This window comes from Vibrio sabulosilitoris (genome assembly GCF_055391395.1).
In genome coordinates this window covers 462170-486738 of record NZ_AP029600.1, presented here as the reverse complement: position 1 = coordinate 486738, position 24569 = coordinate 462170, and the positions used below count along the sequence as shown (strand labels likewise).

The window sequence follows — 24569 nt, the reverse complement described above, 5'->3', positions numbered from 1 at the left end:
TATTAACCTAATAGGCGCGCAAACTTGCCATGTCTAACAGCGGGTTTGCGTGCTTTTTACTAAAGGAATGCATAGCAGTATTTCGCTCACCTAGACCATGAGTGTGTGGCCAAAGGCTCATTTTAGCTCTCTTTGTAATGCTGCTAGTAACAACTAAGGGATTGCTTAATGAAAAGACCCAAACGTCATCCGCGCTGGAGGCATCAAGGAAAAGCCCCTGACTATCGCTTTTCGCTCGCTAATGAACGCACGTACCTCGCTTGGATCCGCACCTCTCTGGCCCTTCTAGCGGCTGCTATCGGCATTGACCAACTCACCCCTGACCTCGCTAACCCACAAGTAAGAGTGCTTATCTGCTACTTTCTTTGTTTTTGCTCTGCAGGACTTGCCAGCTTTGCGTATCTTCGCTGGGCAAGTAATGAGGATGCGATGCGAAGAGAGGCCCCTATCAAATATACTGGCTTCCTAAAAGTCGTCAGCGTGGTGGTGTTAGTTCTATCTCTCGCTGTGATTTTGGCTATCGCGTTATAAGTAAAGGCGTCGCGCTATGAGTAATGGTACAGACACAAAAGATCCCGGACTGCAGCCTGAACGAACATCATTGGCCTGGCTGCGAACTCAATTGGTTCTATTTGGAATTGGGCTTATTTTCTTCAAACTACTGAGTAGTAGCCATGTCCATCACCTATCGCAACTTGGTAGTGCAACTATGGTGTTTGCAATAATCAGCTCTGTTTATTCACATCGCCGCTGCCAATCTATCAGCGAGGCACATATTAAGGTAGGGATTAAGGATATTGTTGTGAAACAAACTCTGTCGCTGATAGTGGCGCTTCTAGCCAGTTGTTACTTGATATATATGCTATTACGATAAACCCATAAGCTTCCATCTTTGAGCCACTAAAATGGCTTCTACTGACCATCAATAGATAACGTAAAGGCATTATTATGTGATATGTTACTTTCTAAAGAATAAAGTAGTGCGCTCTTTCGTATAAAAAAAACCACCCTATAAACTCAGGGTGGTCTGCACAAAACTGCAAAGTTAAGGAACATGAAACATCACGGTACCTGGTTTATCACCAGAGAAACTTGTGCTCAAAGAAGTCAAACAGCTATGTATTGCCTTCTAAAGTTAAAAAAACGAATCGAATAAGTCGTACTATAACTAGTGTTTCTTGGATATTTCCACACCAGCTAAATACACTTAAAACTCATTGCCATCTACTAATAAATTAGCAGCAAAAAACCAGACTAAACGTTATTACATGAGAAAAAATAAAGAACCACAATCTACTAAATTATTCATTAAAGGTCTCCGGCTTGAACACTCCTGAATAGTCTATTTATGAGTTAAATTTTATAAGTATTCATTGAAAGCTAATCTGACAGCAAAATGATTAGACAATCAACTTGACTCGACAATAAATCACAATTTATTAATGAGTGATTATCTACTGTAATTACTATTACAATGACATCCGATTTAATTTCACTATCATTTGATACGCACAGACATTATGCATAATTAAAGCCTATCAATTTGTGATCTTGATAACATCACAATCTCTTTAGGAAATGGTTCCCACATTGTGGAAAAAAGACTTTATCATTCAACTTATATCCGCCGCTATAAACTACTTACTCACGCTACTGGCAGTCCGGCTCGTTTCCCTTTCATCAGTGACGAACAATTAGAATGCTGAAATATACATCACTAAACTCACTGAGATCACGCTAATGGTAATTAAGTAAAGAGCTTTATCTGATAAGCGCTTCATCAGCCAGGCAGCAGCAGGCACGCCAATAAATGAGCCTACGACGAACCAAACAGCTGTTATCGTATCGGCTTGTCCACCCTTAGCATAACCAATAGCAGCGACCGTCGATAGAAACAGGGCAAGTACCACTGACGACCCGATTGATTTTTTAATGTCTAATCGCAGTACATTATTGAGAACTGGTAGCAAGAGTACGCCTCCCCCAACGCCTGTCGACCCCAACACCGAGCCACAAAACATTCCTGAAACTAACGCCTTATATCCACGAACAGGCTTTTCGTCTGACAAATCATGCGCCTTAGCTTTGGGCTTAATATTCATCAGTACCGACAACAGCGAGCCAACCATCACGATAATCACAAGAGCCGAGATAAGCGATTGCGTCAAATCTGCGTGGACGGGGTGTTGATTAAAATACACGACGATCTGCGTGACCAAAATGGTGATTGGTACTGCCCCAATAAACAATAAACCGACTTGACGCCAAGAGACATTCTTCGCTTTCACATGCACAATCGAAGCATTTATTTTTACCATCGCAGAAATCAGGCTTGCCGTTCCAACCGCCAACACTGTCGGCATACCACAAAACAGTTGTAGCATTGGTATTAGCAATACACCACCTCCCACACCGGTCAGGCCAAGGCAAAGACCAAATAAACTCCCAAGTGCAATTTTGAGCATTAACACATCAGTAGTTGACATTTGCGAAACAAACTGAGCTATATCCACTGCTATTTCCTCCTATTAAGAACAGCGTATTGTAATCGTTATCACTTTATGTGACTTTAGATCAGTTTTGACGTCAAAGTTTATGGCGATGACCATATATTGGTAACTAATGTTACGGTAAACTGACTTTGATTTAATTTTATTCATGGCTTTAGGACAATGATTGACATAAAAAATCAACTCGCAGCGAATATTAGCTTTTTTCAACTATCTAAAAAGGAGATCATCTATCAGAGTGGTACTCCAGCCAATGGGTTGTATTATGTTGAAGAAGGGTTGATTGGTTTATATCAAGTCTCTGAGAATGGTCGTGAATCTTTGTTGAGAATTTATGGACCGGGTTCGTATTTTGGCTATCGTTCGCTTTTTACTCAGCAAAAATACCCTGCGACTGCACGGGCTATGATTGATAGCACGGTCGCTTTCTCCAATGTAAAAAGCTTTAGTGAACTCGATAAGCTCGCGCCAGATTTAGCAAACTATCTAATGAGAGAAGTATGCTTTGAGTTAGGAGAGGCAGAAAAACGCTTGATGCAATTTAATGCGTTTAACGCCAAAAAGCGTATCTTGGATTCTATTTACCATGTGTTCGATATGTACCCAGATTATCCATGGACCTATCGAGAGATTGGTGAATATAGTGGCACCGACATCAGTACAGTAATCCGCTATTGTAGTAAGTTAAAAGACCAAGGAATACTTGATAAAAGTAGTCGAAAACCTATTCCAACGGATCTTAATCAATTAGCCGACTACCGAAAGAGCCTTGTAGATTGAAGATTTATTTTTTTCTTCGACTTGTGATGACGAAAATAAAGGCAATAATTTAGCCGAAACGTTGAGAACAACTATACCAACAATAACCAAAAATTTGGTTAAATTATCATCGAAAACTGAACCCTATCATTAATCAAAATAATCATAAGCCAATAGACAGGAGTAGCAAATGTCTAATAATAATGGAAATCAAGCTCTCAATAAGGCAATCGATGTCGTTGATGCTGTCGCGGATGGACACCGACAGCTAAAAGCGATTTGCGAAGCTACCTCTCTACCTAAATCAACGGTACATCGAATCCTTCAAGGACTTATCGAAGCAAGATACCTTCGAGAAGTAAAAGGTATTGGACTGGTACTCGGTACCAAGATGATCCAATTGGGTAACAAGGCACAGAAAGACATGCCGCTGAAGGAGGTAGCCCATCCAATACTTTCGGAGCTTGCTGAGCAGACCAAAGACACCGTTCATCTCGGGATCAAAGATGAGGACCATATTTTTTACCTCGACAAGATCTCTGGACAGCGCCCTATCGAGCTGCGCTCTCGCATCGGCGACCGACTACCCCTTGCTGCTACCGGGATAGGAAAATCCCTAATGATTGATATGCCACAGATGGAGTGGCGTAGACTGATCAAGAAACACGACAATATTGATTTACCGAATATGCTGCAACGCATGAATGAGTACTCTAAACGCGATTACAGTTTTGATCTTGAAGATAATGAAGAGTTGGTCAGATGTGTCGCTGTACCAATTCGAAACAAATATGGCAATATTATCGCTGCTATTTCTGTCACCAGCATTAAGCCTTACATGCCAGATGATAGAATGGCTAATCTCATTCCTTTACTAAAAAAATACAGTCAGCGTATCTCCGAGAGCATCAACTAAAAATCTCTAATATAAAAAAAATCACCAAATATGGTGATTTTTTTTTCAGGTTAAAGCAAAGCTCAAGCTAAACTTTTATAAGTTTGCACAAACTGACGTGCATTCTTTCTGACTTGCTCAGTGCTTAACTCTGGAGTGTAGAGCGCGGCGCCCAAACCAAATCCATTCACACCGGCTTCAAGCCAAGGGCGCATTGATTCAGTCGTTGCCTTAACTCCACCAACAGGAATACACACTGTGCCCTTAGGCAATACCGATTTAAGCGCTTTATATCCAGAAAGACCAACAAGGTCAGCGGGGAAAAGCTTAATCCCAGTTGCACCATTGTTCACTGCGCTGAATGCCTCTGAAGGCGTCACTACCCCAGGGAATACGTAGCAGTCGTTCTCAGCGGCTAATCTAATTACATCCACATTAACATTTGGTGTCACTATCAACTTGGCACCGGTTTCTATGACGGCTCGAGCGTCATCTAGCGTGGTGACTGTACCCGCTCCTACTACTGCTTTTTCGCCCAACTCATCAACTAATAGTTGGATACTTTCTAACGCGTTAGGGCTATTTAATGGCACTTCGATGAGACTAAAGCCCTCTTCCAGTAAGGCATTCGCGATCTCTAGAACATTGCTAGGACACACACCGCGAATAATCGCAATAAGTGGTAAGTGCTGTTGTATATCAAACGACTTCGACTTGTTCATTTACCTTCTCCCTTTGAAGCTCTTTCATCCCTTCAATAAAACATGACTCTCCATCGAGTACCTGTGAAATCAGTCCCAATGAGTTGAGTGCCATTTCATATTTTTTACTCAGTTGGTGGCTACCAATAATATTGAGCTGCTCTCGACGAGATGAAATCATCTCAGCGATAATAGACTTGACCTCGTGACCAATCAGCAGTCCTGACAAATAATCAAGTACGTGTTGCTTATCTATCTGGTTAAATAGGCGATGGGTTCTAGCCATAAACAATTGCTTAGTCAGACTATCAACTCTACTTTCCTCAACCCCTTTCAAAAACACCTCAGTGTTGTGTGGCACATTGGTTGTCCCAAGGTCTTTACCCAAAATGGTGTGCTTGGAGAGAACAGAGAACATTTCCCCGGTCATATAGGTCGAAAATGATGCGATTGCGCCTCGCTCGACTTTGACATATTTACTGTGTGTCCCTGGTAGCACAGCATGGAAATCCTCTTTACCCAATAATGATTGAGCACCAATAAGTTGAATTTCCTCCCCACGCATAACATCAAACTGACCATAATTATGCTGATGACGTACGCCAGGACAGATACTGGCCTGAGCACCCCATGGCAACAAGAATGTGTGGCAATGCTCTAAAATACCTCGCTTTTTCACTGGTGTATTCACATAAGGAACATCATGCCAACCCTGCTGTGACCCTACCATACCAGCCATAAATACAGGTAAGTGTTGATAGTCGCCTAACCAACTGGACAGCACTTCCTCTAATTTTTGTGCAAATTCCCCCTGCTTCACCGTTAGCAAACCAAGCTTATGCTCGATACGACTTATTTCTTTGCCGTCACTGCTAATGGCAAAAGCTCTAAAATTGGTTGTCCCCCAGTCAATAATTAACCAGGAGGCACCATGATGCTCAGCTACCATATCTGTCTCCGAAATAGAAATTCTAAAACTAATTAATCTTGTATTTACTAATAACTTCTGTATTAACCTCTACACCAATGCCCGGCTTATTGGAAATTTGTACTTTGCCATTATTTAGTTTAATTCCATCAAATATTAGATCCGTTCTAAACGGATGCGATGATTGATCAAACTCGAGCATCGGCTCAATTGGACTCAGCGACAATGGTGTGGCTGGAATTGAGGCAATAAACTGAAGTGAAGCGGCAATACCAATACCTGACCCCCACACATGTGGAATGAAGCGTGTATTTGTTGCTTGGGCCAAGGCCGCTATTTTTTTGCATTCTGTGATCCCGCCAGAAGAACATAAGTCTGGCTGGATAATATCGAGTGCGCCTTGAGCAAGCCAAGGTTGGTAACCATGTTTACCAAAAATCTGCTCACCCGCAGCGATTTGTGTTTTGGATAGGTTTCTTAGCTGTTTATAGCCCTGTAAGTCTTCAGGTGCTAATAATTCCTCTAAGAAGTAGAGATTACACGATTCGGTCTCCTTAATGAGTCGACGCGCACCACCGACACTATAGGCGGCATTGGCGTCGGCCATAATATCCACACTCTCACCTACAGCCTCTCGAACTTGATGAATCAGCTCTATATCACTGTCAAGATCAAAGCCTATCTTGAGCTTCATCGCGCTAAGGCCCGCATCAACATATCTTTGGGCTTCATCAATTAAGTCATGGGGATATTGACCATCTGCAACACGATAGAATCCAGTTGCATAAGGCTGTACTTCCGTGCGGTAGGCTCCACCAATGAGCTTATGAATAGGTTTGCCCAAAGCCTTACCCATCGCATCCCATAGGCCGATATCGATACCACTAATAGCGTTAACAGTCGCGCCAGCTTGACCATAAGGTCTTGTGCGGTTGTACATCTCTTCCCACAATACCTCGACGTCGAATACATCACGTCCAATGAGCATGGGCTTAAGCACACTCTCAATGATTGCAGCAGAGATCAGTGGGGATTGTAGGCCATGACATAAGCTTTCACCCCAACCGATGATCCCTTCATCGGTAACAACCTCAACGATAAGTGAGCTGCGTGCTTTCACCCAGCCTTGAGAAAAGTAAAATGGCTTATCTAATGGTACTGATATTGCGTGTGGAATAATGTCAACGATCTTCATAAACTTCTCTTTATCTTTTTGTACGAACTACTTAAATTCAACATGAATAATGAGCAATTCGATTAATTACTAACCAGCTAAAGTAAGTATTTGGCTTACTTAACAGACAACTTTTAGCAAATTACTAAGCCACACAGGTTACCGTGACTCAGTCGCTTTTTAGGACCTGTTAGGATAGCTTTATCGTTGGTTATTTTGGCTAATATTAATGTGATCACACCGACATTTCCATCTGAGCGGAATTGGTTCCCGTATTCTGGGATTTGTCGTCCATACTCTACTCACCTCAAGCTAGGACATGTTATTTTATACTTGGCGAATAAATGCAGATAACCCCGACTTACTGCCAAATTAGTAAATCTATGTGCGAATTTATTTCTGAAGGTTTGAGTTAGTAAGAATAGAAACGTAGGAATTATTCAAAGATGTATATTAACGGAAAATTAATTGAAACAGACCTCAAGTTCTCGGTCGAAAACCCAGCAACCGACGAGGTTGTCGAAGAAATATCTGTCGCTAATCAAGATGTTGCTTTGCAGACACTTAGCGCTGCTAAAGCAGCCGAGTCGACTTGGGGCAAGAGTACCATCGGTGAGCGCGTTGCTTGGATGAATAAATTGCGCGAAGCGTGTATTAACAATGAAAATGCATTGCGTTCGGCGGTCCATCTCGAAACCGGCAAGCCTTGGGCTGCGACTGAGGAAGATTATCAATCTTTGATTGATAGCCTTGAGTTCTATGCCGAGGAGGTCACGCGATATGCGCCCCCAGCACTGTTGGGTAAAGACGACACATGTCGTCATCAACTACGTTATCTACCTGTTGGTGTTGTGGTAGCGTACCTTTCATGGAACTTCCCGTTACTTAACCTTGGCTTTAAACTGGGACCTGCAATGGCCTCTGGCTGTCCCGTCATCCTCAAACCAAGCCTCAAAGCACCGCTCTCTGCTTACCTAGTTGGCTCTCTCTGCCATGAGATCGGTTTACCCGCAGGTGCGGTCAATGTTATTGCCGGCGATGATATGGAAGTCGGCAACTTTTTGTCGTCGTCCAAAATCCCCCAAATGCTCACCTTAATTGGTTCAATCAATACCGGTGTCAAAGTGATGCAGGCTGGTGCCACCTCAATTAAACGCTACTCCATGGAGTTAGGGGGCAATACACCATTCATTGTCCTAGAAGATGCGGATCTCGATTTGGCCGCTGATACACTGTGTGGACTTAAGTATCACAATAGTGGTCAAATCTGTGTCGCGCCGAATCGTGTTTTGGTAGCGAAATCAATCAAGCAAGCGTTCATCGATAAAGTTATTGAGCGTGCTGATAAGGTAAGGCCGGGCTTTGGTATCGCGTCAGACGCTACAATGGGTCCTGTGATCGACAAAGATTCGCGGAGCAGAATACACCAACTGGTTGAGCAAGCAGTGGCGGCTGGTGCGACGCTATTGAGAGGCGGGACATACGATGCACAAGACGTCGGGGCTTTCTATCCGCCAACAGTGCTGAGTGATGTTAACTCAAGTATGGAGATCTACAATGAAGAGATCTTCGGCCCAGTGATCAGTATTATCGACTTTGATGTCCAAGATGACATTGTCGCTATCGCCAACAGCACGGATACTGGCCTAGCTTCTTATATTTTCACCACAGATATCACTAGAGCAGATGCCATTGCCGACAAGCTAGAGTTTGGTGAAGTTCAGATCAATGGTGTGAAATATGGAATCGACTTACCTCACGTCGGTATTAAGCAATCAGGAATTGGTTGTGACTGCTCAAAATACGCGCTTGATGACTATTTCTACCTCACTCGCGTTACCCGAACACTATAGACGTTGATATATCATAAGAGAGGAACGAGCTTCACATCGTTTCATGTGACGAGTAATAGCGCAAACAGGTTAAATTACTCGTCCCTCTTTCCTTTGATGATCACATAGAGGCTTTTACTTTCGCCAACTCGGTGATCTCGTAATAACGCTCCACCTCTTTGCTGACCTTACCCCAATAGGAACTCTTCGAGCGAACTTGATGAAGGGCAAATGCTTCCTTATCAGCAAACTCCTCATAGACATCAAATCGATTAGGCTGTTGCGCATTCAAGGTTACGCGAAACACAGTACAGCCCGGCTCACGTCGCGTTAACTCAATATGCTGCTGTAGTGCTTGTTCTATTTCGGCCAATTGCTCCATTGGCACAACGATATAGCCTTCAACGGTAATTTTTGCCATGTATCTTTCTTTCCCTGTCCAACTGAAACTGCATCGTGACGTCACTTGGGTCTAATATGCGCTACTCAATAAAAGACCGCAAGCCAAACGGTCGGTTCTTCGAGTGAGGTCGCTAGCACTTTGTGTTTTTGCCGTGCTGGAATATTTATGTGGTCGCCAGCATTTAAGTGAACGATCCTGCCATCGACGAACTCGAGCACGCCACTCCCTCTCAATACTATCACCCATTCATTTTGCTCTTGGTCGTACCAACCGCTTACAGGAGAACTTTGACCAAACGATACGATTCGTTCAATTCTTACCTGTGTACCTTTTATTATGTCTTCAAATAGCTCAGTTTCTGCCACCTCTGGTATGTGGGAGAATAGATTTTCCGCGTTCATAATGACCATCCAATGTCCAAATCTAAACTTAATATAGCGTCAAATTTCTAGGTATGAGGAAAGTGAGCGGGTGAGTTTTCGAGGCTGATCACTTCGCTCATCGATTACCTCAAGACCATGACTCAGATCACACCTCTATTCAAACCATGTTATCGGGGTAGGCAGATTTACAGTGTGAGTCACCTTTTCCACGCCACAACCTGTTTTACTTGTCCCACCAATTAGTATCAGTAAATCAAGCAACTAGGGTGTTATCCTGCATTTGGGGTAGAAAATCTATATTATGTACTGTCATGTGATACTGATTAAAAAACGCTCCATATCGTGCAACCATCTAATATGCATCAGTACTATCTCCCTCGACCACGCCAGTAATAACCGCACACCAAACGTTAACAAGCTTGATTGGGCAATACAACATTTCACTTACTATCAAGCACAAAGCCATAACACCTAGTGAATCATCAAAAATAAGTGTAAAAAACCAATATAAATACCCTAGCAAGTATATATCACTATCTATAACGGATTTTTCCCTCATGAATTGAGTGTTATATCGATAAGTGGCAGCACAAAACCTAACCAGATATCATGTCGTACTATTTTACTAGTACACTATTTCCTGCTAAGTTGCGCAACTCTGTTAATCTCATATGTAAGGAACAACCAAGTGAGTGATGTTCAAGCACAACCACAGCCTAGCAGTTCGGGCGTGATTGGCTTTATTGAAAGAGCTGGAAAGAAAATCCCTGATCCTGTGATCATCTTTATGTCTCTGTTTGCATTCTGTCTTGTGCTAACAGCGGTGATCGGTGGTCTAGAGTTTGAAGCTCTTGGCGCTGATGGTGGCATGGTTCAATACACTATCAAGAGCATGACAGACACAGAGCACTTCCGTTGGTTGTTTGATAATGCAATTCTTGCTAACTGGCTTGGCTTTGGTGGCGGCGTTCTGGGTGTGATTTTAATCACTATGCTAGGTGTTGGCGTTGCTGAAAACTCTGGCCTTTTGTCTGCTGTGATCAAGAAAGTTGGTCTGCGTATCAACCACAAGTACCTACCGATCCTGATGGTGTTCATGGGTATCATGAGCTCTATCGCAACTGACGCAGGCTACCTAGTACTGATCCCTCTTGCAGGTATCCTATACGCAGGTCTAGGTAAAAACCCGCTTATTGGTATGGCAGCAGCCTTTGCTGGTGTATCGGCTGGCTTCAGTGCAAACCTTCTTCCAGCGACTCCGGTAGACGTTGTTATCGGTGTCAACGCACAAATTTTTGCTGAAGCTCAGGGTATCCCGTTTGAATCTGGTGACGGCCGTGCGCTAAACCCAGCGACAATGCACTACTACTTTATTCTTGCTTCAACCTTCCTACTTGCCGGCATCGGTGCGTGGGTAACGGCTAAGTTTGTCGCGCCGCGCCTCGAGAAAATGGACTACCAAGTTCCTGAAGAGATCAGCCTCGATGACTTCTCTGTGTCAGAGCAAGAAAACCGTGGCCTTAAAGCCGCTGGTATTGGTCTAATTGTAGCGATTGCTGCTATCGTTGGCCTGGCAAATGGTCCACTGGCAACGTATGTGAATGACGCTGGTCGTGAAGTGACACCTTACCTAAATAACATCATCATTTTGATTGCGATGACATTTGTGATTGTTGGCTCCTTCTTCGGCTTTGCTACTGGCAAATTCAAGAAAGTGCAAGACGTTGTAAACTCGATGGTTAAGCAGATGAACACCCTAGGTTATGTCCTGGTACTGACGTTCTTCTGCCACAACTTCTTGGCACTAATGAGCTACTCAGGTCTGGGCACTTACGTGACGTTCCTAGGCGCAAGCTTCTTGGAGATGCTAGGCCTGCAGAACTTCCCTATTCTACTGATCTTTGGCTTTATCATTGTTACTGCGTTAATCAACCTATTCGTAGGTGGCCTAACGGCCAAGTGGATGCTGCTAGGTCCGATCTTCGTTCCTATGCTGTATCAAGTAAACCCAGATATGACACCAGATATCGTTGCCGCTGCTTACCGCGTTGCTGACTCATCAACGAACATCATCACACCTATGATGACTTACGCTGGCGTTATCCTAGCCTTCATGCGTAAGTACAAGCCTGAGCTAAGCTTTGGGGATGTGATCACTATGATGGTGCCATACTCAATCGCATTTATGACAGCGTGGACAGGTCTACTGATTGCCTTCTTCACTTTCGGTATCCCGCTAGGTTTCTAAAAGAACCAACCCATGACTTTAAAAAGGCTTGCACATGTGCAAGCCTTTTTAGTTTCGAGGCGCAGGTTACACTTGATTCCGTGGTGCGAGTAATCTGCCGCGAGTGTCAAATTCCCCGCCCCCCGCAGGGCAACGCCTGTCCTCGGACTTCGAACTTTTTAGAACGCCTGATAGTAACCTGAGCAAAGTGGACGAGAGTTATCTTGTCTTTGCTTACCCAATATATCGTTTGCCAACAAATCTACTAACTCTGCTAGATCACTGCTCTTGGCGACTCTAAAATGCAGATCCATCTTTACTCCATTTTATTTTCAATACAATAACTCATGTTACACTGTCATCGCATGCAACAGACAGCTTTCAGTGCCCTGTGAGTGCTTTAAGACTTTAAATCAATCTGCATGATAAAACCAAAATCATTACTACATAAGTCACTATGGCAAAAGAATCTGGGACCCACGACTTCACTCAAGAAATCCTCATTCAATGGCTCAGCGACCAGCCACATCACTTTATTTGTCCAGACTGACTCGCTAAAATAATGCCAAATTCATCTATTGGAAACATCATGGCAAAACTATCCCTTCAAGAACAGATGCTGAAAGCTGGTCTGGTCAACGAGAAGAAACTGAAAAAGGCGAAAAAGGGCTCAAAGAAATCACGCGTACAGGCGCGCGAGGTAAAAGCGGCAGTTGAAGAGAACAAGCGCGCGCAACAAGAGCGAGATAAAGCGCTCAGCGAGCAACAAAATGCCGACCGCCTGTCGAAAGAGATCCAAGCTCAGGTAAAACAGCTGATTGCCATGAACAAGATTGAACTAGCCGACGGTGAGATTAAATACAACTTTACTGATGGTACCTTGGTAAAATCGCTCTATGTTGACAACAAAACTCAAGATCAGCTCAGCAAAGGTATCCTCGCGATTGCCCTTGAGGGTGAAAGCTACGTGGTGATACCAGGCACAGTGGCGAGTAAAATTGCTGAGCGCGATGCTGAGTCAATCATCGATCACAAAACCAATGTCGATGAGACACCAGATGAAGACGACCCGTATGCAGACTTTGTCGTCCCTGATGACCTAATGTGGTAAATACACCGCTAATATAAACCTACTTATAACCTCAGGTAGGAGATCATCTCCTGCCTGGTCATGTTCACCGCCAAACCCATATTCAGCGCTTGGGTTTAAGTCACTTCGCTTATTAAAGTAGTAGAAAAATCTTAACTAGGACTCAACCCTCAATTTGTGTTGCAGTTCAACTAAATACTTGTCACAGTAACAAGTTGTATTGTTCACTGCACCCAATTTGGAAGAGCGACATGGAGAAGTTCGCACAAGATATATGGATATTTGAGGGACCTGATGTTCAGTTTCTCGGTTTGCCTTACTCAACCAGAATGACCGTCGTTAAACTGCCATCAGGCGATTTATGGGTGCACAGCCCAATCCAACTGTCACCGCCATTATTTGAGCAAATTACGCGTCTCGGCCCAATCAAATACTTGATAGCACCTAATCATCTACATCACTTATTCTTACCTGATTGGGTCGCAGCCTGCCCAGATGCACTCGTATATGGAACAGATGAAGTAATTAAAAAGCGCCGCGATATTGTATTTAGCGCCTCATTGAATGCTACTAAGAGCTTTGCTTGGAATGACAATATCTCTCAACTCCTGTTTTCTGGCTCCCGCCTCATGGAGGAATGTGTCTTTTTCCACCAAACCTCAAATACGCTGATCGTCACTGATCTTATTGAAAACTTCTCCGGAGAAAACTTTACTCGCTGGCAACGCTGGTTAGCGAGAGTGGTAGGAATACTCGCGCCAAACGGTCAAATGCCACTGGATTGGCGCTTGAGTTTTCAGTTCAACAAATCAGTTGCTCGCCAGCATCTAATTGAGATCCAATCTTGGCAACCAGAAAGGATTGTCATGGCACATGGCGAGCCAATTAGGGAGGAAGCTCGTGGCTTCTTAGCTAGATCATTCCGTTGGCTACTTTGATGACGCGCATGACCCAAACCATTGTCGATGACCATTATCAAAGCCTCACCATGGTCTAGCGATGCAACTCTGAGCCGTTGATTCGGTACCCAACTTGAGCCAAATCATGTGATAGGGATTCGGTCTTCATCTCACCTGTCACATACACGACCTCCCACATACCCCTTATCTCCTGAAAGTCATCCATCACGACATGAATGATTTGGTTTTGAGGTGGTGGGGGAACATGAATGCAGGCTCCGTAGAAAGGCACTAATAGAAATTCTTTTACCGACGTACTCGTCCCTTCTATCGGGATCACAAAACCAGGAATTTTGACCTGTTGATTATTTAGTTCAGGGCGTACCGAGCCCAAGAAATCTTGCTCCCCTACAGGTGTATCACTTTCATCATGCCGACCAAGTTGATTCTGGCGTCGCACCGACTCTCTAACATACTCAATTTCTTCTTCTGGGACCAAATCGTACCAGTTCAACTCTACAACCTCTGCCTTTACGACATGGCTACAAAGCATTATTAATAGTAAAGCTATCTTTCGCATCTTTATAAAATAGAGGAGCTAGCGACCTAGCTCCTCGTCATCCTTAATTACTTCACATCTACGTAAATTGGGCTTGAGTAGAACCACAAACTCTCGTTGTTGTCACCGCGAGAAGCGCCACCACCACGTTTAAAGTCAACATTTGGATTACCATCGCGATCCATACGCTCACTGTTTAGCTCAATATTGGTACCACGAATACGGAAATACATATCAGCCGTCACATTTTCTACCGTATATTGCATGGTGTAGTAGCCTTCTTCATCAAGCTCTAGCTCGTCGATAAAGAAGCGATGATGCAAGCGAGTTGTTGGGTTGACCGGCAGTACATACTCAGGGGTACCCGGTTGGGCACGCTCTACCATTTCACCACCGATGAGATCGATATGATCAACGACCGGCGCGTCAATGCCATGCTCATCTGTGTATGGGTTGCCTTCAGATGGCTTGAAGCGCACCGTTAGCGTGACATTCTCACCTGAAGACGTAACAACGTTATCGCCCATCATTTGTCGGTCGCGATCTGATTCACCAAAGTACACCAGGTCTTCAATCAAGTTGCCGTACATCGCCACGGTTTTACCTGAACACACTGCATTCATGATGTTGGATACATTAAACTCTTGATCGTCTTCTAGCCAAACTAGGGTCTTATTGTACTCACCAGGGAAATAAGCATCATGGAAATCAGAGTTCGAGGTGAGGTAAATTTTGTGACCTTCGGCCAATAGAGCATCCCATTCACCGCCTAGTTCGTTAACTGAGTAGTCAACACCACCGTAAACAAAGGCACGAATATTTCCGTTGTAGGTATCATATTCGTATTCTGCACGTAAATCTGTGGCTTGGTTACCTGGCAAGCCCTCATAGGCACACATTAAGCCAGGTGCTGCGTTGAGAATATCGCGATAGTCAGCGATGGTGTAGTTGTCGCCTTTACGATTCGGGTGGTTAAACTGAATGAGACCTTGGCCCGCTGGAATATTCTCATACAGCCACTTAATGGCTTCCAGACCCTCAGTTTCAGGGTCAAATCGACGTCCCTCTTCTAACCAGCGCAGCACTTCTTCTTGTGAGTAGTGATGCTCTGGGTAATCTTGAGCGTAGAACTCAAACTGGCGCATAAACTCAATACTCTTGTCTGAGTTAGGCTCATCGTCGAACATCCACACGTTAGTGTGTTCGAAGTTATCGTTGTTCCATTCGGTGCCAGCAATCAGAACCTTACCTTGTTTTTCATACTCTTCGAAGTATTTAAGCTGATATTTCTTGATCGCGTCAAAAACAGGTAATGGAGTATCGTGCTCTATATTTTCATCGTCACGATGAGTCAGTCTTAGGTGGTCAGCCAAGAACACAAAGTCTAGCCCATAAACATCAAAAGCATGCTCAAGTCCACGCGCGACTGGGGTATGCGCATCTTCTGAGATGGAAGTGTGGGCGTGAAAATCACCAGCAAAATAACGCCCTTTTTTTAAATTAGGGAGTTCAGGCAGTATTGGGTGCTCTGGCAAAATGGGTTGTACCGGGGGCTCGATATCAGTGTCATTATCGTTATCAGAAGCATTACATCCAACTAGCGCAAAACCACATACGACAGCTAAAGCGGATAGTCTTAAATTCATTATAATTACCTAACTTAAATTCATTTGAGTATATATACCCAAGCAACATAAAAGTTAAGCACCAATCATCTAGATACTAGAGAAAATCAATCAAAAAATCATTAGTAAAATAAGGATTAGATGACTCGGGTATAGAGATTGCATTTTTAACAATAAATATGTCAATTAGCCTATTTTAAAGTTACAGTTATATGAAGATAATATTAACCGAACTAAGTAGAACCCTGCCACCCCTTGCCAGATAGGGCGTTAGTCATGGATCACCTCCTTCTATGTAAATATAATCAATGACACTTAAACTGTTATCTTATAACATCAAACTACAATTTAAGCGTTATAATGTAACACTTGCATTGCGCAAAACTTACCCTCTCAAGCTAGAGATTGAGTTTATTCCCTTGTTATTTGTATTTGCAACAAGGAGCATTATCTCTATTGTAAATTTGATCACACATATATTAAAAGCATCAAACCTCAAAAAGGATAATTTACTATAACACTAATTAACCCGTCATTCCGCACCTAATTTTAGAATTAAAATAGTGTGATCCAGTGAACATTTAGCAGTGAAAAGGATGATAACATCTTGACCGCGATCTGCAGGTTTGATCTATTACTGTTATTTGACGGTTTTAAACTATGCCTACTCAGCAACCTGTTATTAAGCGTTTGGATCACCTCGGGCTCATTGCTGCATTTTGTCACGAGATTGGCCTATCAAAAATGATAGATTCAGTCATTCCCAAGTACTCTAATCACAACGTTTCCCATGGTGATGCAGTCTTAGCCATGATTCTCAATGGGTTAGGCTTTCACAGTAGAACATTGCATATGTTCTCTGACTTCTTTGAAACCAAACCCATCTCTAAGTTGCTTGCTAAGGATATTGAAGCGCACCATCTCACCGATGATGTACTCGGCCGAACCTTGGATGCGCTGTATGAGGCCGATGTCTCAGCGCTTTATCAGGTCATCGCCGAACGTGTGGTCGATAAACTTGGCCTCGCTAGCGACTCTGTACACCTTGATATCACGAGCTTTCACGTTGATGGTGAGTATGCGCACGAGGAAGATACCAAGGCAATCAAGTTAGTGAAGGGCTATAGCCGAGATCATCGTCCTGAGCTCAATCAGGTGGTTCTTGAGCTCATTTGTGAAAACCAAGCTGGCCTTCCTGTTTATATGCAGGCGCTTAGTGGCAACACCAATGATGCCAAGGCATTCGCTGAAGTCACTAGTAATCATATCCATTGCTTAAAAGCGGCACAGAATAGTCGATACTTTATCGCTGATGCAGCCCTATACACTGAAGAAAGTATCTGCTCACTTGATGAGCAAAAACAAAAGTTCATTACCCGTGTTCCAATGACTATCAAGCAAGCAAAACAAGCACTACTTAGCCTAGAGCCAGAGCAGTTAAGTAAGATTGTAGATGGCTATTCAGGATGTTGGGTAGACTCAAACTATGGCAAGGTTGCTCAGCGGTGGTTGTTGGTTCACAGTGAGCAAGCAACTAAACGAGAAGAAATTACCTTCTACAAGAACTTAGAGAAAAACATCGCCAAAGAAATCAGAGCGTTGAACAAGCTCAGTAAAAAGCCATTTGCATGCGATACTGATGCTGAGCATGCGCTTAAGGAGTTCAAGGCGCAGTGCCTGTTACTAGGCTTTGAACACTCCGCTATCGTCAAAGCTGCTATTTATGCCAATCCAGGTCGTCCGAAGAAAGGCGATGAACCCTCAGGATATCAGTATTTTATAGAGGCCGTGCCGTACACCGACCTAGAAAAAGTGAAGCTAGCAAAGCTCAAAGTAGGCATGTTCATTCTAGCCACTAATGACATCGGCAACGAAAGTCTGACAATGGCAGCACTTCTAGATCACTACAAGTCTCAACAAAAGGTTGAGCGTGGCTTCCGTTTTCTAAAAAGTCCCGAGTTTTTGACCTCTTCAATATTTTTGAAAAAGCCCCAACGCATTGAAGCGTTACTCATGATAATGACATTGAGTCTGCTAGTTTATGCCAGCTTAGAGCACAAGATCAGAGAGCAACTGGGACAAACCGAGGAGTTTTTCCCGAGTATGGTTAAGAACAAGCAAACATCGAAACCGACTGCACGCTGGGTCTTCTTGAAGTTCGAGGGAATAGATACCTTAGATATTAACGACCAACGATTCATTACAGGGCTTCAAGAGCACCAAACTCGGCTGCTTAGTTTACTGGGTAAGTTCTATGAAGCGGTTTATTCCTGAATAAGGTGCGGAATCTCGGATTAATAGCTGCTATAGAGAATAATCATCGCTACGCAATTGCTAGGGTTTCTTAGCCGCGAGGGAACCAGATGCCCATGTCTTGCTCTTCGCGGTTAGCCCATGCAAAGTAAGGGATCAGGCGAACAGATACTTGCTCGTTCAGATCCGGTTGAACTTTAAAGTACAAAGTGTCTTGCACTGGGCGCACATCCATGTTTGTGGTTAAGCCAACCATGTCATAAGGCAAATCAGTGATGGTTTGCTCTTCAAACGTTGCATCAATCGGCAGAACCAAATCATCGATAGTGTATTTTTCGCTGCCAATGTCTGAGCCTTCCAGGCAGTAGACAACTGGACCACGCTTCACAGCGACCATACCATTGCTCTGCTCAAGCATTGGGTTTGCACCGTATAGCTCGACCTTCATTGGTAACACAATCGCCAGTTCATCACCCTCTTTGACCGTTTGAGTCTGCATACCTGATGATACAGCAACGCCATTGACACTGGCTTGGTCGCACCAGGCTGGAATACGGTACGTCAGCTCAAAGCCATCGACTGGGGCTTTAGGAACCTTGATGGTCACCGTTTCTGTCCATGGGTAATTGGTTTCCATGACCACTTTAACCTGGTCGCCATTGGCTAGCTCAGTCTCAATCTCACTGCCAGCAAACAGATTAATAACCACACCCTGATCGCTCTTCGAGTAGATAAACTTCGGCATGCCCGTAAAGGTACGCAGAAGCTGCGGTGGACAACACCAGCAATCGAAGGTAAAGAAGCGCTCATTTGGCACATGAGAGTACTGCTCAAACGTCGGCTCAATGTGCTTGTCACGACGATGCGCTGCTGGGTTTGAGTAGAAGTAACGCTTCATATCCAAGCTTGAGCCTGAGATACCTGAGTTAAACATAATCGTTTCTAACCAATCACCAAACTCAGCTTCACCAGTAACGTTAAGCATACGTTTTGCCCACATCGCGCCCGCGATATTGGCGCAGGTTTCGTTGTATGCTACGCGCTGAGGCAAATTATACTCAGAAGCAAATGCCTCAAACACGCGGTCACCACGGTCAGAGATACCGACATATTGGGGGCCCAGTGCACCTGTGATGTAAATACGGCGTTTGATTAGGTCATTCCAAATACGCGTTACCGCATTAAGTAGCGCTGGCTCGCCAGTGTGGCTGTATACATCGGTCGCACCCGCATAAAGGTAGGCGCCTGTTACTGCGTGGCCAACAGGTTGAGTCTCTTCTCTTAGTGGTGTGCGGTTTTGTGAACAGTCTTTGCCAGAGTGTGTCACACTTTTCGCTTCCAGCTTGCGTCCACGCATTGAAACAAAAATATCGGCAAGCTCAAGGTAACGCTTATCGTCTGTCATGCGATAGAGATCAACTAGGCCCATGATTTGACTTGGATTAAAGCCAAAGTTTGCCAGGTCGTAAGGCTCAGGTGAGAACAGATCCCACAGATAGTCAGCATTCTTGATCGCAACTTTGAGTAGACGATCATCACCAGTCGCTTCGAAGTGAACACAACCTAATGTGTGCAGGTGACCCATGTTGTAAAGCTCATGGACCTCGATATCCACCCAGCGCTCAACATCGGTTAATAATGTCTGAGTACCGACGTAACCGTCTTCTTCTTGGCTTGCCTCAATCCAAGGGATATATTTATTAATAACCTCAAGAATACGCTCATCTTTTGTTGTCGCATATTGGTTACAACAGCCTTCTAGGAACTTATAGCAGTCACCGTCTGACCAGTAATTCTCGTAAAACTCACCTTCGACTTCACCAGCAGCGATACCAAAGTTTAATAGACGAGCTGCGTTGGTTTCATTCAACAGTGCCGCTTCTAAGTTGAAGATAATATCCATGTAGTTTTCGACACGATTGGCCCAAAAACCGCTAGTTAGCCTAGCTTCACCTGTTTTTATGTTAGAAAACATATTTAGTCCTTCAAACGATTATTATTTTGAACGAATTAAAACTCTATCACTAAGTTTTTCTATTCCCGTTTATTCCCAAGTGATCACGCTTGACTGCAAACCACGGGCGGCCAGCCAAACAAATATCGCTAAGACTGTATATTTAGTCCACTTGGTTATTTATTTAAATTTCCCGACAGTCATTTAAATAGTAACTCATATGCCAACTCTGCGGCTCACTTTTAGTAACATAAGACACCGAACCATTGTTCTGAGCATCTTCTGCACTATCATAGATACCAGAACAAGGCTCAAGCGCAAAGTTATGGGTATTATTAACTACTCCTTGGTTTTTCCAAACACCTAAATAAGGAGCAGTATGGCTATCAACTGCCATTAACACTTGATAGTATTTATTCCTAAAACCGAATACATCATTGGCCTTAAGTTTTTGTGTAAAGTAAAACTTGTCACATGTCCCTTCATCTTGCCTCAAGAACTTTGAGCAATCCCATACACCAACTTTTGAGTCATGCGTAATTGGGTAGTTATACATAACGTCTTTTCGGTTGAGTCGCCCGACACTGCACACACTTTTTACTTCGTTGAATCGCTGTGGGGCGATGATTTCAGTATCGTGGTCATAGCGAAATAGCGCATGTGGCGTCCATAAAAAGGGAAGTTTTTCAATATCCTCAATCAACTCAACTCGGTAGGATAGACGTAGCTCCCGACCAATTAGTGCTGCCTTTTTAGTCAGTCGATAACCGAGCGAAGGACTGGTGACAGAGAATTCAATCTCTCTATCCTCATTGATGCGATAGTCCCAAGACAACGCCCAAACCTCACCATGACAAGGAACGTGAACGCGAAGCTTTTCTCCAGCCTTCTCGACCTCAACCTCACAGGCATCAATGGATGGGAAACACTCATCGAACCCGCTAGTGTCATAATTCCCAAACGGAGTAGCATAAACAGGTAATTCCAATTGTAATTGAGGTGTTTGATAAAGTAGTTCGCAGTCAGACAGTGACTTTAGCTCCAATGAAGCCAACTTGGCCCCATATATAGGCAACCATTCTGCCCTAATAAATTCATTCTCTAAAATAATGGAAGGTATTCCCTTAAACTCACCATGGGAAACACTTACAACTAACTCATCTTTTATTGCTACACTATCAGCCATGAACTTACCTATATGTTACCGCTTTAAACCATATCCTAAAGTACTTGAAACAATAACCCAATCGATACAACCAAACTTAAAAGTTACAATTGAAATTATTCATATCTATTGTCTTGTCAGCGCATATCAAAGTGAAGCCCTGCGCTTTAAGATAACCTCGAATTCGAAATTATTTTTACCATTAATACGGTTAACTTCCGTGAAGTATGTCACACCCAAAAACTATCCCAAAAACTATCCCGCATATTGGAACTCTATTCTCAATTACCACATGGTCATAACCAATGAGTTTAGAATTTGGCGCGCCAAAAGACAGCATTTGCTTTTCCACACAGTACAAAGTGTCGAAACCCAACTCTGTTTCAACCAAGACAACTACCTTACCCACACAGTTGCACCTTGCTGATAATCAAGCTCACCTATTTGCGAGAATGCGAGGACGAAACTAGTGATTGTGATTTAGACTAGTGAGCCTTGCAGCAGATCATGAGGGTAAAATGGCGTTTTTACCCTCACTCTCTCTACAGTTATACCGACAAGTAGAATCCGTCTCAACAACATTATTAAATAATCACTATTTGCGTTTATTTTTCGACACGAATTTCTTCTTTTATACTCCAAAATCAAATTTCAGTTAACCGACGAAGAAAAATAGTCACACGTAAGCGATTGAACCTCAAAGGTTGCAAAATCAATATCTTCACTCCAATAGTCCGCTGGCCACCCCCCTTTTTGTTTGAGATGTTTTAGAAATAGTTTTGGCTCGGGAATTTGTCGCCAAACTTGTGGGAGAAATAGTGCCTTTCTCGCACCTTCACTAAGCGTTAAGCCACTTCGATGTGTCGCTAAGTAGTTAAGTAGCTCTGCCTCATTGGCAACATTAAGCGACTCAGGCTCACTCAACACCGAAACCTCGAGCTCAAGACCTTTCAATTGGTGTTTTTGAAGCGGAGTAAAGCGTCTGTCTTGACAGCACGCCGCCCATGCCTTGCGTTGTACTTCCATGATCAACGGGACTTGGGCTTGCGTTGTACCAATGCACCCTTGTAGATCCCCATCAACATGCAAAGAGACAAAGCATGCACCTTTGCGCAGCAGACTCGTAGGATAATCACTTGCTTTTAACTTACTCAACGTCGAACCTTTGATATAGCAATCAATAGTTTGACGAATAACATCTAGCAGCACGCTCAATTCTTGCTTGGTGTAACGTCTATTGACAGATTGCATAACTGGCATAACCCACCACCCTATTTTTATCGCCAAATTTAGTGTCACCCGAATTAGTCCGCATCAGTGGCTCTAGCTTATATCTGTTCTGTGTTATCAGATGCAAAGCTGCATTTAGCGCCATTGATCCGCAGGCTTCATGAGGGGTGATTTTCGATTGGAGTGACTCAATTTTTCCACAAGTGCTGGCATCCAATGCCTGGCACTGCTCATAACTATGGAAATGACTCAAATCTGTACTAATCACAAGCAGTGTCTGTGTATCCCAAATTGGAGCGATAAGGTCGGCGACCGTTTGATAATCGGTTATACAGGTCACCATTGGTACCAAACGGAACTCATTAAGGCACTCTTGGAGGAAAGGAAGCTGCACCTCTAAGCTGTGCTCTTGTGCGTGCGCATCATTCGAACGGATAACTTTTGGAGATTGGGCCAAATGAGCAAGCGCATTGCTGTCTAGGTCAACTAAGCCCAGTGGTGTAGCGAACTGCATGCAAGTTGGGATTGCAACGCCATCAAATCGTACCCTATGACTAGGACCAACTAAGATGACTCTTTTGATACTCTCTGCTAACGGTTTAAGTAGTCGATATGCGACTCCAGCTACTCGACCTGAGTAAACATAACCAGCGTGAGGCACGATCAATCCCCGAACCCCTTCAATTCTGCTGCTTAAAGGCTCTGAGCTTTGATATTGGCTATCACTCAGCAGTGCACGTATATGCTCGTTCAGCGTATCTTGCTCATCAGAATAGAAACGACCAGCGACCGCTGTAGCTCGAATACGCATTTCTCCCCCTTTGCCATGCTGACTGTATATACTCAAAGTATAGAGTCACTAAACACTCGAGGTGTGAGATGACAGAGATTATCGCCAATCACCCGACGCAATACTGGCAGACATTGGCTGACGGTAGAGTGCAGTGCGCCGTTTGCCCAAGGCTATGCAGTCTTAGAGAGGGCAAGCGCGGAGCGTGCTTTGTTCGTCAGGCAGTGGAAGGTGAGATTGTTCTCACTACCTATGGCCGCTCGAGTGGCTTTTGTATCGACCCCATCGAAAAAAAACCGCTCAACCACTTTTATCCCGGTAGCTCCGTGCTTTCCTTTGGCACCGCTGGCTGCAATCTTGGCTGTAAATTTTGCCAAAACTGGAACATCAGCAAATCTCGCCAGCAAGATACCTTAGCAAGTCAAGCCCTTCCGCAGCAAATTGCTCAAGCTGCACGTAAATACGGCAGCGACAGTATTGCTTTTACCTACAATGACCCAGTCATTTTTCTTGAATACGCTATCGATACCGCTCATGCCTGTCGTGAGCTTGGCGTTCATAGCGTCGCTGTCTCAGCAGGGTATATGTGCGAAAAACCTAGGGAAGCCTTCTATTCAGTGATGGATGCGGCAAACATTGACCTCAAGGCGTTCACTGACCGGTTTTACCGCCAACTATGCGCAGCGCAGCTCGCTCCGGTGTTGGAGACGCTCAAATACCTTAAGCATGAAACCGATGTATGGTTCGAGATTACCACCCTGCTGATACCCGGTGAAAACGATAGTCCGAGCGAGATCGATCAGATGACTGGCTGGATCATGGATAACCTCGGCCCCGAGGTCCCCCTGCACTTTAGTGCCTTTCATCCCGACTTTAAGATGCTCGATAAGCCGCGCACGCCTGGGGATACTTTAGTTCGAGCGCGGCAGATCGCGCTCGATAATGGGCTTCACTATGTCTATGTGGGCAATGTACACAATCAAGCCTGCAGCAGTACTTACTGTCCAAACTGCGGCAATATCGTTCTTGAGCGTGACTGGCATCAATTAGGCGCACAGAGCATCACCCACCAAGGTGCTTGTCATCATTGCGGACATCGAATTGCCGGACGATTTACGCCAAAAGATCGCTCTTTTGGGCGCAGGCGAATACCGGTCCGAATGACACCTCATGCCTAACTGCGATCCTGACT

The 24569-nt window shown here is 44.0% G+C and carries 23 protein-coding genes; 10 read left to right on the top strand and 13 right to left on the bottom strand.

Features of this window, described 5'->3' with window-relative positions; all coding sequences use genetic code 11:
* Window positions 1-168 precede the first annotated feature (168 nt).
* Window positions 169-531, top strand: a complete 363-nt coding sequence (locus ACZ5R2_RS17950; RefSeq protein ID WP_464903231.1) for a YidH family protein — start codon at window positions 169-171, stop codon at window positions 529-531.
* 16 nt (window positions 532-547) lie between these two features.
* Window positions 548-874, top strand: a complete 327-nt coding sequence (locus ACZ5R2_RS17945; protein ID WP_464903232.1) for a DUF202 domain-containing protein — start codon at window positions 548-550, stop codon at window positions 872-874.
* 820 nt (window positions 875-1694) lie between these two features.
* On the opposite strand, the gene ACZ5R2_RS17940 is transcribed toward ACZ5R2_RS17945, so the two are convergent.
* Window positions 1695-2513 (bottom strand): sulfite exporter TauE/SafE family protein, encoded by an 819-nt coding sequence (locus tag ACZ5R2_RS17940; RefSeq protein WP_464903233.1) that lies wholly within the window; start codon window positions 2511-2513, stop codon window positions 1695-1697.
* Window positions 2514-2672: 159 nt separating this feature from the next.
* On the opposite strand from ACZ5R2_RS17940, the gene ACZ5R2_RS17935 reads away from it, so the two are divergent.
* Both ACZ5R2_RS17935 and ACZ5R2_RS17930 read left to right on the top strand, forming a co-directional pair.
* Entirely contained in the window at window positions 2673-3290 is a 618-nt protein-coding gene (locus ACZ5R2_RS17935) for a Crp/Fnr family transcriptional regulator (RefSeq protein ID WP_464903234.1), read from the top strand.
* Between the two features lie 169 nt (window positions 3291-3459).
* Entirely contained in the window at window positions 3460-4185 is a 726-nt protein-coding gene (locus ACZ5R2_RS17930) for an IclR family transcriptional regulator (protein ID WP_464903235.1), read from the top strand.
* 62 nt (window positions 4186-4247) lie between these two features.
* On the opposite strand, the gene ACZ5R2_RS17925 is transcribed toward ACZ5R2_RS17930, so the two are convergent.
* From ACZ5R2_RS17925 to ACZ5R2_RS17915, 3 genes are read right to left on the bottom strand one after another with little or no spacing between them, the layout of a single operon-like run.
* Window positions 4248-4886, bottom strand: coding sequence for a 2-dehydro-3-deoxy-6-phosphogalactonate aldolase (locus ACZ5R2_RS17925; RefSeq protein ID WP_464903236.1), 639 nt, complete (start codon window positions 4884-4886; stop codon window positions 4248-4250).
* Window positions 4864-5814 carry a 2-dehydro-3-deoxygalactonokinase gene (locus tag ACZ5R2_RS17920; protein ID WP_464903237.1) on the bottom strand — a complete coding sequence of 317 codons (951 nt, stop codon included), beginning with the start codon at window positions 5812-5814 and terminating at the stop codon, window positions 4864-4866. Before ACZ5R2_RS17920 ends, ACZ5R2_RS17925 begins: the two co-directional genes overlap by 23 nt.
* 28 nt (window positions 5815-5842) lie before the next feature.
* Window positions 5843-6988 carry a mandelate racemase/muconate lactonizing enzyme family protein gene (locus ACZ5R2_RS17915; protein WP_464903238.1) on the bottom strand — a complete coding sequence of 382 codons (1146 nt, stop codon included), beginning with the start codon at window positions 6986-6988 and terminating at the stop codon, window positions 5843-5845.
* A 425-nt stretch (window positions 6989-7413) separates the two neighbouring features.
* On the opposite strand from ACZ5R2_RS17915, the gene ACZ5R2_RS17910 reads away from it, so the two are divergent.
* Entirely contained in the window at window positions 7414-8820 is a 1407-nt protein-coding gene (locus tag ACZ5R2_RS17910) for an aldehyde dehydrogenase family protein (RefSeq protein WP_464903239.1), read from the top strand.
* 100 nt (window positions 8821-8920) lie between these two features.
* Here the strand turns inward: ACZ5R2_RS17910 and ACZ5R2_RS17905 are convergent, their stop codons facing one another.
* Complete coding sequence (locus ACZ5R2_RS17905; RefSeq protein WP_464903240.1) at window positions 8921-9220, bottom strand: putative quinol monooxygenase; 300 nt, start codon at window positions 9218-9220, stop codon at window positions 8921-8923.
* A gap of 65 nt (window positions 9221-9285) precedes the next feature.
* Complete coding sequence (locus ACZ5R2_RS17900) at window positions 9286-9603, bottom strand: cupin domain-containing protein (RefSeq protein WP_464903241.1); 318 nt, start codon at window positions 9601-9603, stop codon at window positions 9286-9288.
* Window positions 9604-10273: 670 nt separating this feature from the next.
* Here ACZ5R2_RS17900 and ACZ5R2_RS17895 point away from each other — a divergent pair.
* A complete protein-coding gene (locus ACZ5R2_RS17895; RefSeq protein WP_464903242.1) occupies window positions 10274-11833 on the top strand; it encodes an AbgT family transporter in 1560 nt (519 codons plus the stop codon).
* Between the two features lie 158 nt (window positions 11834-11991).
* Here the strand turns inward: ACZ5R2_RS17895 and ACZ5R2_RS17890 are convergent, their stop codons facing one another.
* On the bottom strand, window positions 11992-12126 hold the full coding sequence (locus ACZ5R2_RS17890; RefSeq protein ID WP_464903243.1) for a hypothetical protein: 135 nt from the start codon (window positions 12124-12126) through the stop codon (window positions 11992-11994).
* Window positions 12127-12401: 275 nt separating this feature from the next.
* Here ACZ5R2_RS17890 and ACZ5R2_RS17885 point away from each other — a divergent pair, with 275 nt between their 5' ends.
* Both ACZ5R2_RS17885 and ACZ5R2_RS17880 read left to right on the top strand, forming a co-directional pair.
* A complete protein-coding gene (locus ACZ5R2_RS17885) occupies window positions 12402-12923 on the top strand; it encodes a DUF2058 domain-containing protein (RefSeq protein WP_464903244.1) in 522 nt (173 codons plus the stop codon).
* 230 nt (window positions 12924-13153) lie between these two features.
* Window positions 13154-13840, top strand: a complete 687-nt coding sequence (locus tag ACZ5R2_RS17880; RefSeq protein ID WP_464903245.1) for a DUF4336 domain-containing protein — start codon at window positions 13154-13156, stop codon at window positions 13838-13840.
* A gap of 55 nt (window positions 13841-13895) precedes the next feature.
* Here ACZ5R2_RS17880 and ACZ5R2_RS17875 read toward each other — a convergent pair whose 3' ends face one another.
* Together ACZ5R2_RS17875 and ACZ5R2_RS17870 are read right to left on the bottom strand one after the other, a co-directional pair.
* Window positions 13896-14315, bottom strand: a complete 420-nt coding sequence (locus ACZ5R2_RS17875) for a DUF3299 domain-containing protein (protein ID WP_464903246.1) — start codon at window positions 14313-14315, stop codon at window positions 13896-13898.
* Window positions 14316-14428: 113 nt separating this feature from the next.
* On the bottom strand, window positions 14429-16006 hold the full coding sequence (locus tag ACZ5R2_RS17870; protein WP_464903247.1) for a CehA/McbA family metallohydrolase domain-containing protein: 1578 nt from the start codon (window positions 16004-16006) through the stop codon (window positions 14429-14431).
* 639 nt (window positions 16007-16645) lie between these two features.
* Here ACZ5R2_RS17870 and ACZ5R2_RS17865 point away from each other — a divergent pair.
* Window positions 16646-18259: an IS1634 family transposase gene (locus ACZ5R2_RS17865; RefSeq protein ID WP_464899543.1), complete on the top strand. Its 1614-nt coding sequence runs from the start codon at window positions 16646-16648 to the stop codon at window positions 18257-18259.
* A 70-nt stretch (window positions 18260-18329) separates the two neighbouring features.
* Here ACZ5R2_RS17865 and ACZ5R2_RS17860 read toward each other — a convergent pair whose 3' ends face one another.
* The 4 genes from ACZ5R2_RS17860 to amrB all read right to left on the bottom strand — a co-directional run bounded on the left by ACZ5R2_RS17860 (window position 18330) and on the right by amrB (window position 23398).
* Window positions 18330-20213 carry a glycoside hydrolase family 127 protein gene (locus tag ACZ5R2_RS17860; protein ID WP_464903248.1) on the bottom strand — a complete coding sequence of 628 codons (1884 nt, stop codon included), beginning with the start codon at window positions 20211-20213 and terminating at the stop codon, window positions 18330-18332.
* Between the two features lie 163 nt (window positions 20214-20376).
* Window positions 20377-21378, bottom strand: coding sequence for a hypothetical protein (locus tag ACZ5R2_RS17855; protein WP_464903249.1), 1002 nt, complete (start codon window positions 21376-21378; stop codon window positions 20377-20379).
* Window positions 21379-22008: 630 nt separating this feature from the next.
* Complete coding sequence (amrA, locus tag ACZ5R2_RS17850) at window positions 22009-22617, bottom strand: AmmeMemoRadiSam system protein A (protein WP_464903250.1); 609 nt, start codon at window positions 22615-22617, stop codon at window positions 22009-22011.
* The gene (gene amrB, locus ACZ5R2_RS17845; RefSeq protein ID WP_464903251.1) at window positions 22592-23398 is read right to left on the bottom strand and encodes an AmmeMemoRadiSam system protein B; all 807 of its coding nucleotides are present in this window, start codon (window positions 23396-23398) and stop codon (window positions 22592-22594) included. Before amrB ends, amrA begins: the two co-directional genes overlap by 26 nt.
* A gap of 68 nt (window positions 23399-23466) precedes the next feature.
* Here amrB and amrS point away from each other — a divergent pair, with 68 nt between their 5' ends.
* Window positions 23467-24555 carry an AmmeMemoRadiSam system radical SAM enzyme gene (gene amrS / locus ACZ5R2_RS17840; protein ID WP_464903252.1) on the top strand — a complete coding sequence of 363 codons (1089 nt, stop codon included), beginning with the start codon at window positions 23467-23469 and terminating at the stop codon, window positions 24553-24555.
* The last annotated feature ends 14 nt before the right edge of the window (window positions 24556-24569 follow it).

What these genes read in the sequence shown, in the direction of transcription:
- ACZ5R2_RS17950 (WP_464903231.1), top strand. Translation starts at nt 169, where the DNA reads ATGAAAAGACCCAAACGTCATCCGCGCTGGAGGCATCAAGGAAAAGCC.
- ACZ5R2_RS17945 (WP_464903232.1), top strand. Translation starts at nt 548, where the DNA reads ATGAGTAATGGTACAGACACAAAAGATCCCGGACTGCAGCCTGAACGA.
- ACZ5R2_RS17935 (WP_464903234.1), top strand. Translation starts at nt 2,673, where the DNA reads ATGATTGACATAAAAAATCAACTCGCAGCGAATATTAGCTTTTTTCAA.
- ACZ5R2_RS17930 (WP_464903235.1), top strand. Translation starts at nt 3,460, where the DNA reads ATGTCTAATAATAATGGAAATCAAGCTCTCAATAAGGCAATCGATGTC.
- ACZ5R2_RS17925 (WP_464903236.1), bottom strand. Translation starts at nt 4,886, where the DNA reads ATGAACAAGTCGAAGTCGTTTGATATACAACAGCACTTACCACTTATT.
- ACZ5R2_RS17920 (WP_464903237.1), bottom strand. Translation starts at nt 5,814, where the DNA reads ATGGTAGCTGAGCATCATGGTGCCTCCTGGTTAATTATTGACTGGGGG.
- ACZ5R2_RS17915 (WP_464903238.1), bottom strand. Translation starts at nt 6,988, where the DNA reads ATGAAGATCGTTGACATTATTCCACACGCAATATCAGTACCATTAGAT.
- ACZ5R2_RS17910 (WP_464903239.1), top strand. Translation starts at nt 7,414, where the DNA reads ATGTATATTAACGGAAAATTAATTGAAACAGACCTCAAGTTCTCGGTC.
- ACZ5R2_RS17905 (WP_464903240.1), bottom strand. Translation starts at nt 9,220, where the DNA reads ATGGCAAAAATTACCGTTGAAGGCTATATCGTTGTGCCAATGGAGCAA.
- ACZ5R2_RS17900 (WP_464903241.1), bottom strand. Translation starts at nt 9,603, where the DNA reads ATGAACGCGGAAAATCTATTCTCCCACATACCAGAGGTGGCAGAAACT.
- ACZ5R2_RS17890 (WP_464903243.1), bottom strand. Translation starts at nt 12,126, where the DNA reads ATGGATCTGCATTTTAGAGTCGCCAAGAGCAGTGATCTAGCAGAGTTA.
- ACZ5R2_RS17885 (WP_464903244.1), top strand. Translation starts at nt 12,402, where the DNA reads ATGGCAAAACTATCCCTTCAAGAACAGATGCTGAAAGCTGGTCTGGTC.
- ACZ5R2_RS17880 (WP_464903245.1), top strand. Translation starts at nt 13,154, where the DNA reads ATGGAGAAGTTCGCACAAGATATATGGATATTTGAGGGACCTGATGTT.
- ACZ5R2_RS17870 (WP_464903247.1), bottom strand. Translation starts at nt 16,006, where the DNA reads ATGAATTTAAGACTATCCGCTTTAGCTGTCGTATGTGGTTTTGCGCTA.
- ACZ5R2_RS17865 (WP_464899543.1), top strand. Translation starts at nt 16,646, where the DNA reads ATGCCTACTCAGCAACCTGTTATTAAGCGTTTGGATCACCTCGGGCTC.
- ACZ5R2_RS17860 (WP_464903248.1), bottom strand. Translation starts at nt 20,213, where the DNA reads ATGTTTTCTAACATAAAAACAGGTGAAGCTAGGCTAACTAGCGGTTTT.
- ACZ5R2_RS17855 (WP_464903249.1), bottom strand. Translation starts at nt 21,378, where the DNA reads ATGGCTGATAGTGTAGCAATAAAAGATGAGTTAGTTGTAAGTGTTTCC.
- amrA (WP_464903250.1), bottom strand. Translation starts at nt 22,617, where the DNA reads ATGCCAGTTATGCAATCTGTCAATAGACGTTACACCAAGCAAGAATTG.
- amrB (WP_464903251.1), bottom strand. Translation starts at nt 23,398, where the DNA reads ATGCGTATTCGAGCTACAGCGGTCGCTGGTCGTTTCTATTCTGATGAG.
- amrS (WP_464903252.1), top strand. Translation starts at nt 23,467, where the DNA reads ATGACAGAGATTATCGCCAATCACCCGACGCAATACTGGCAGACATTG.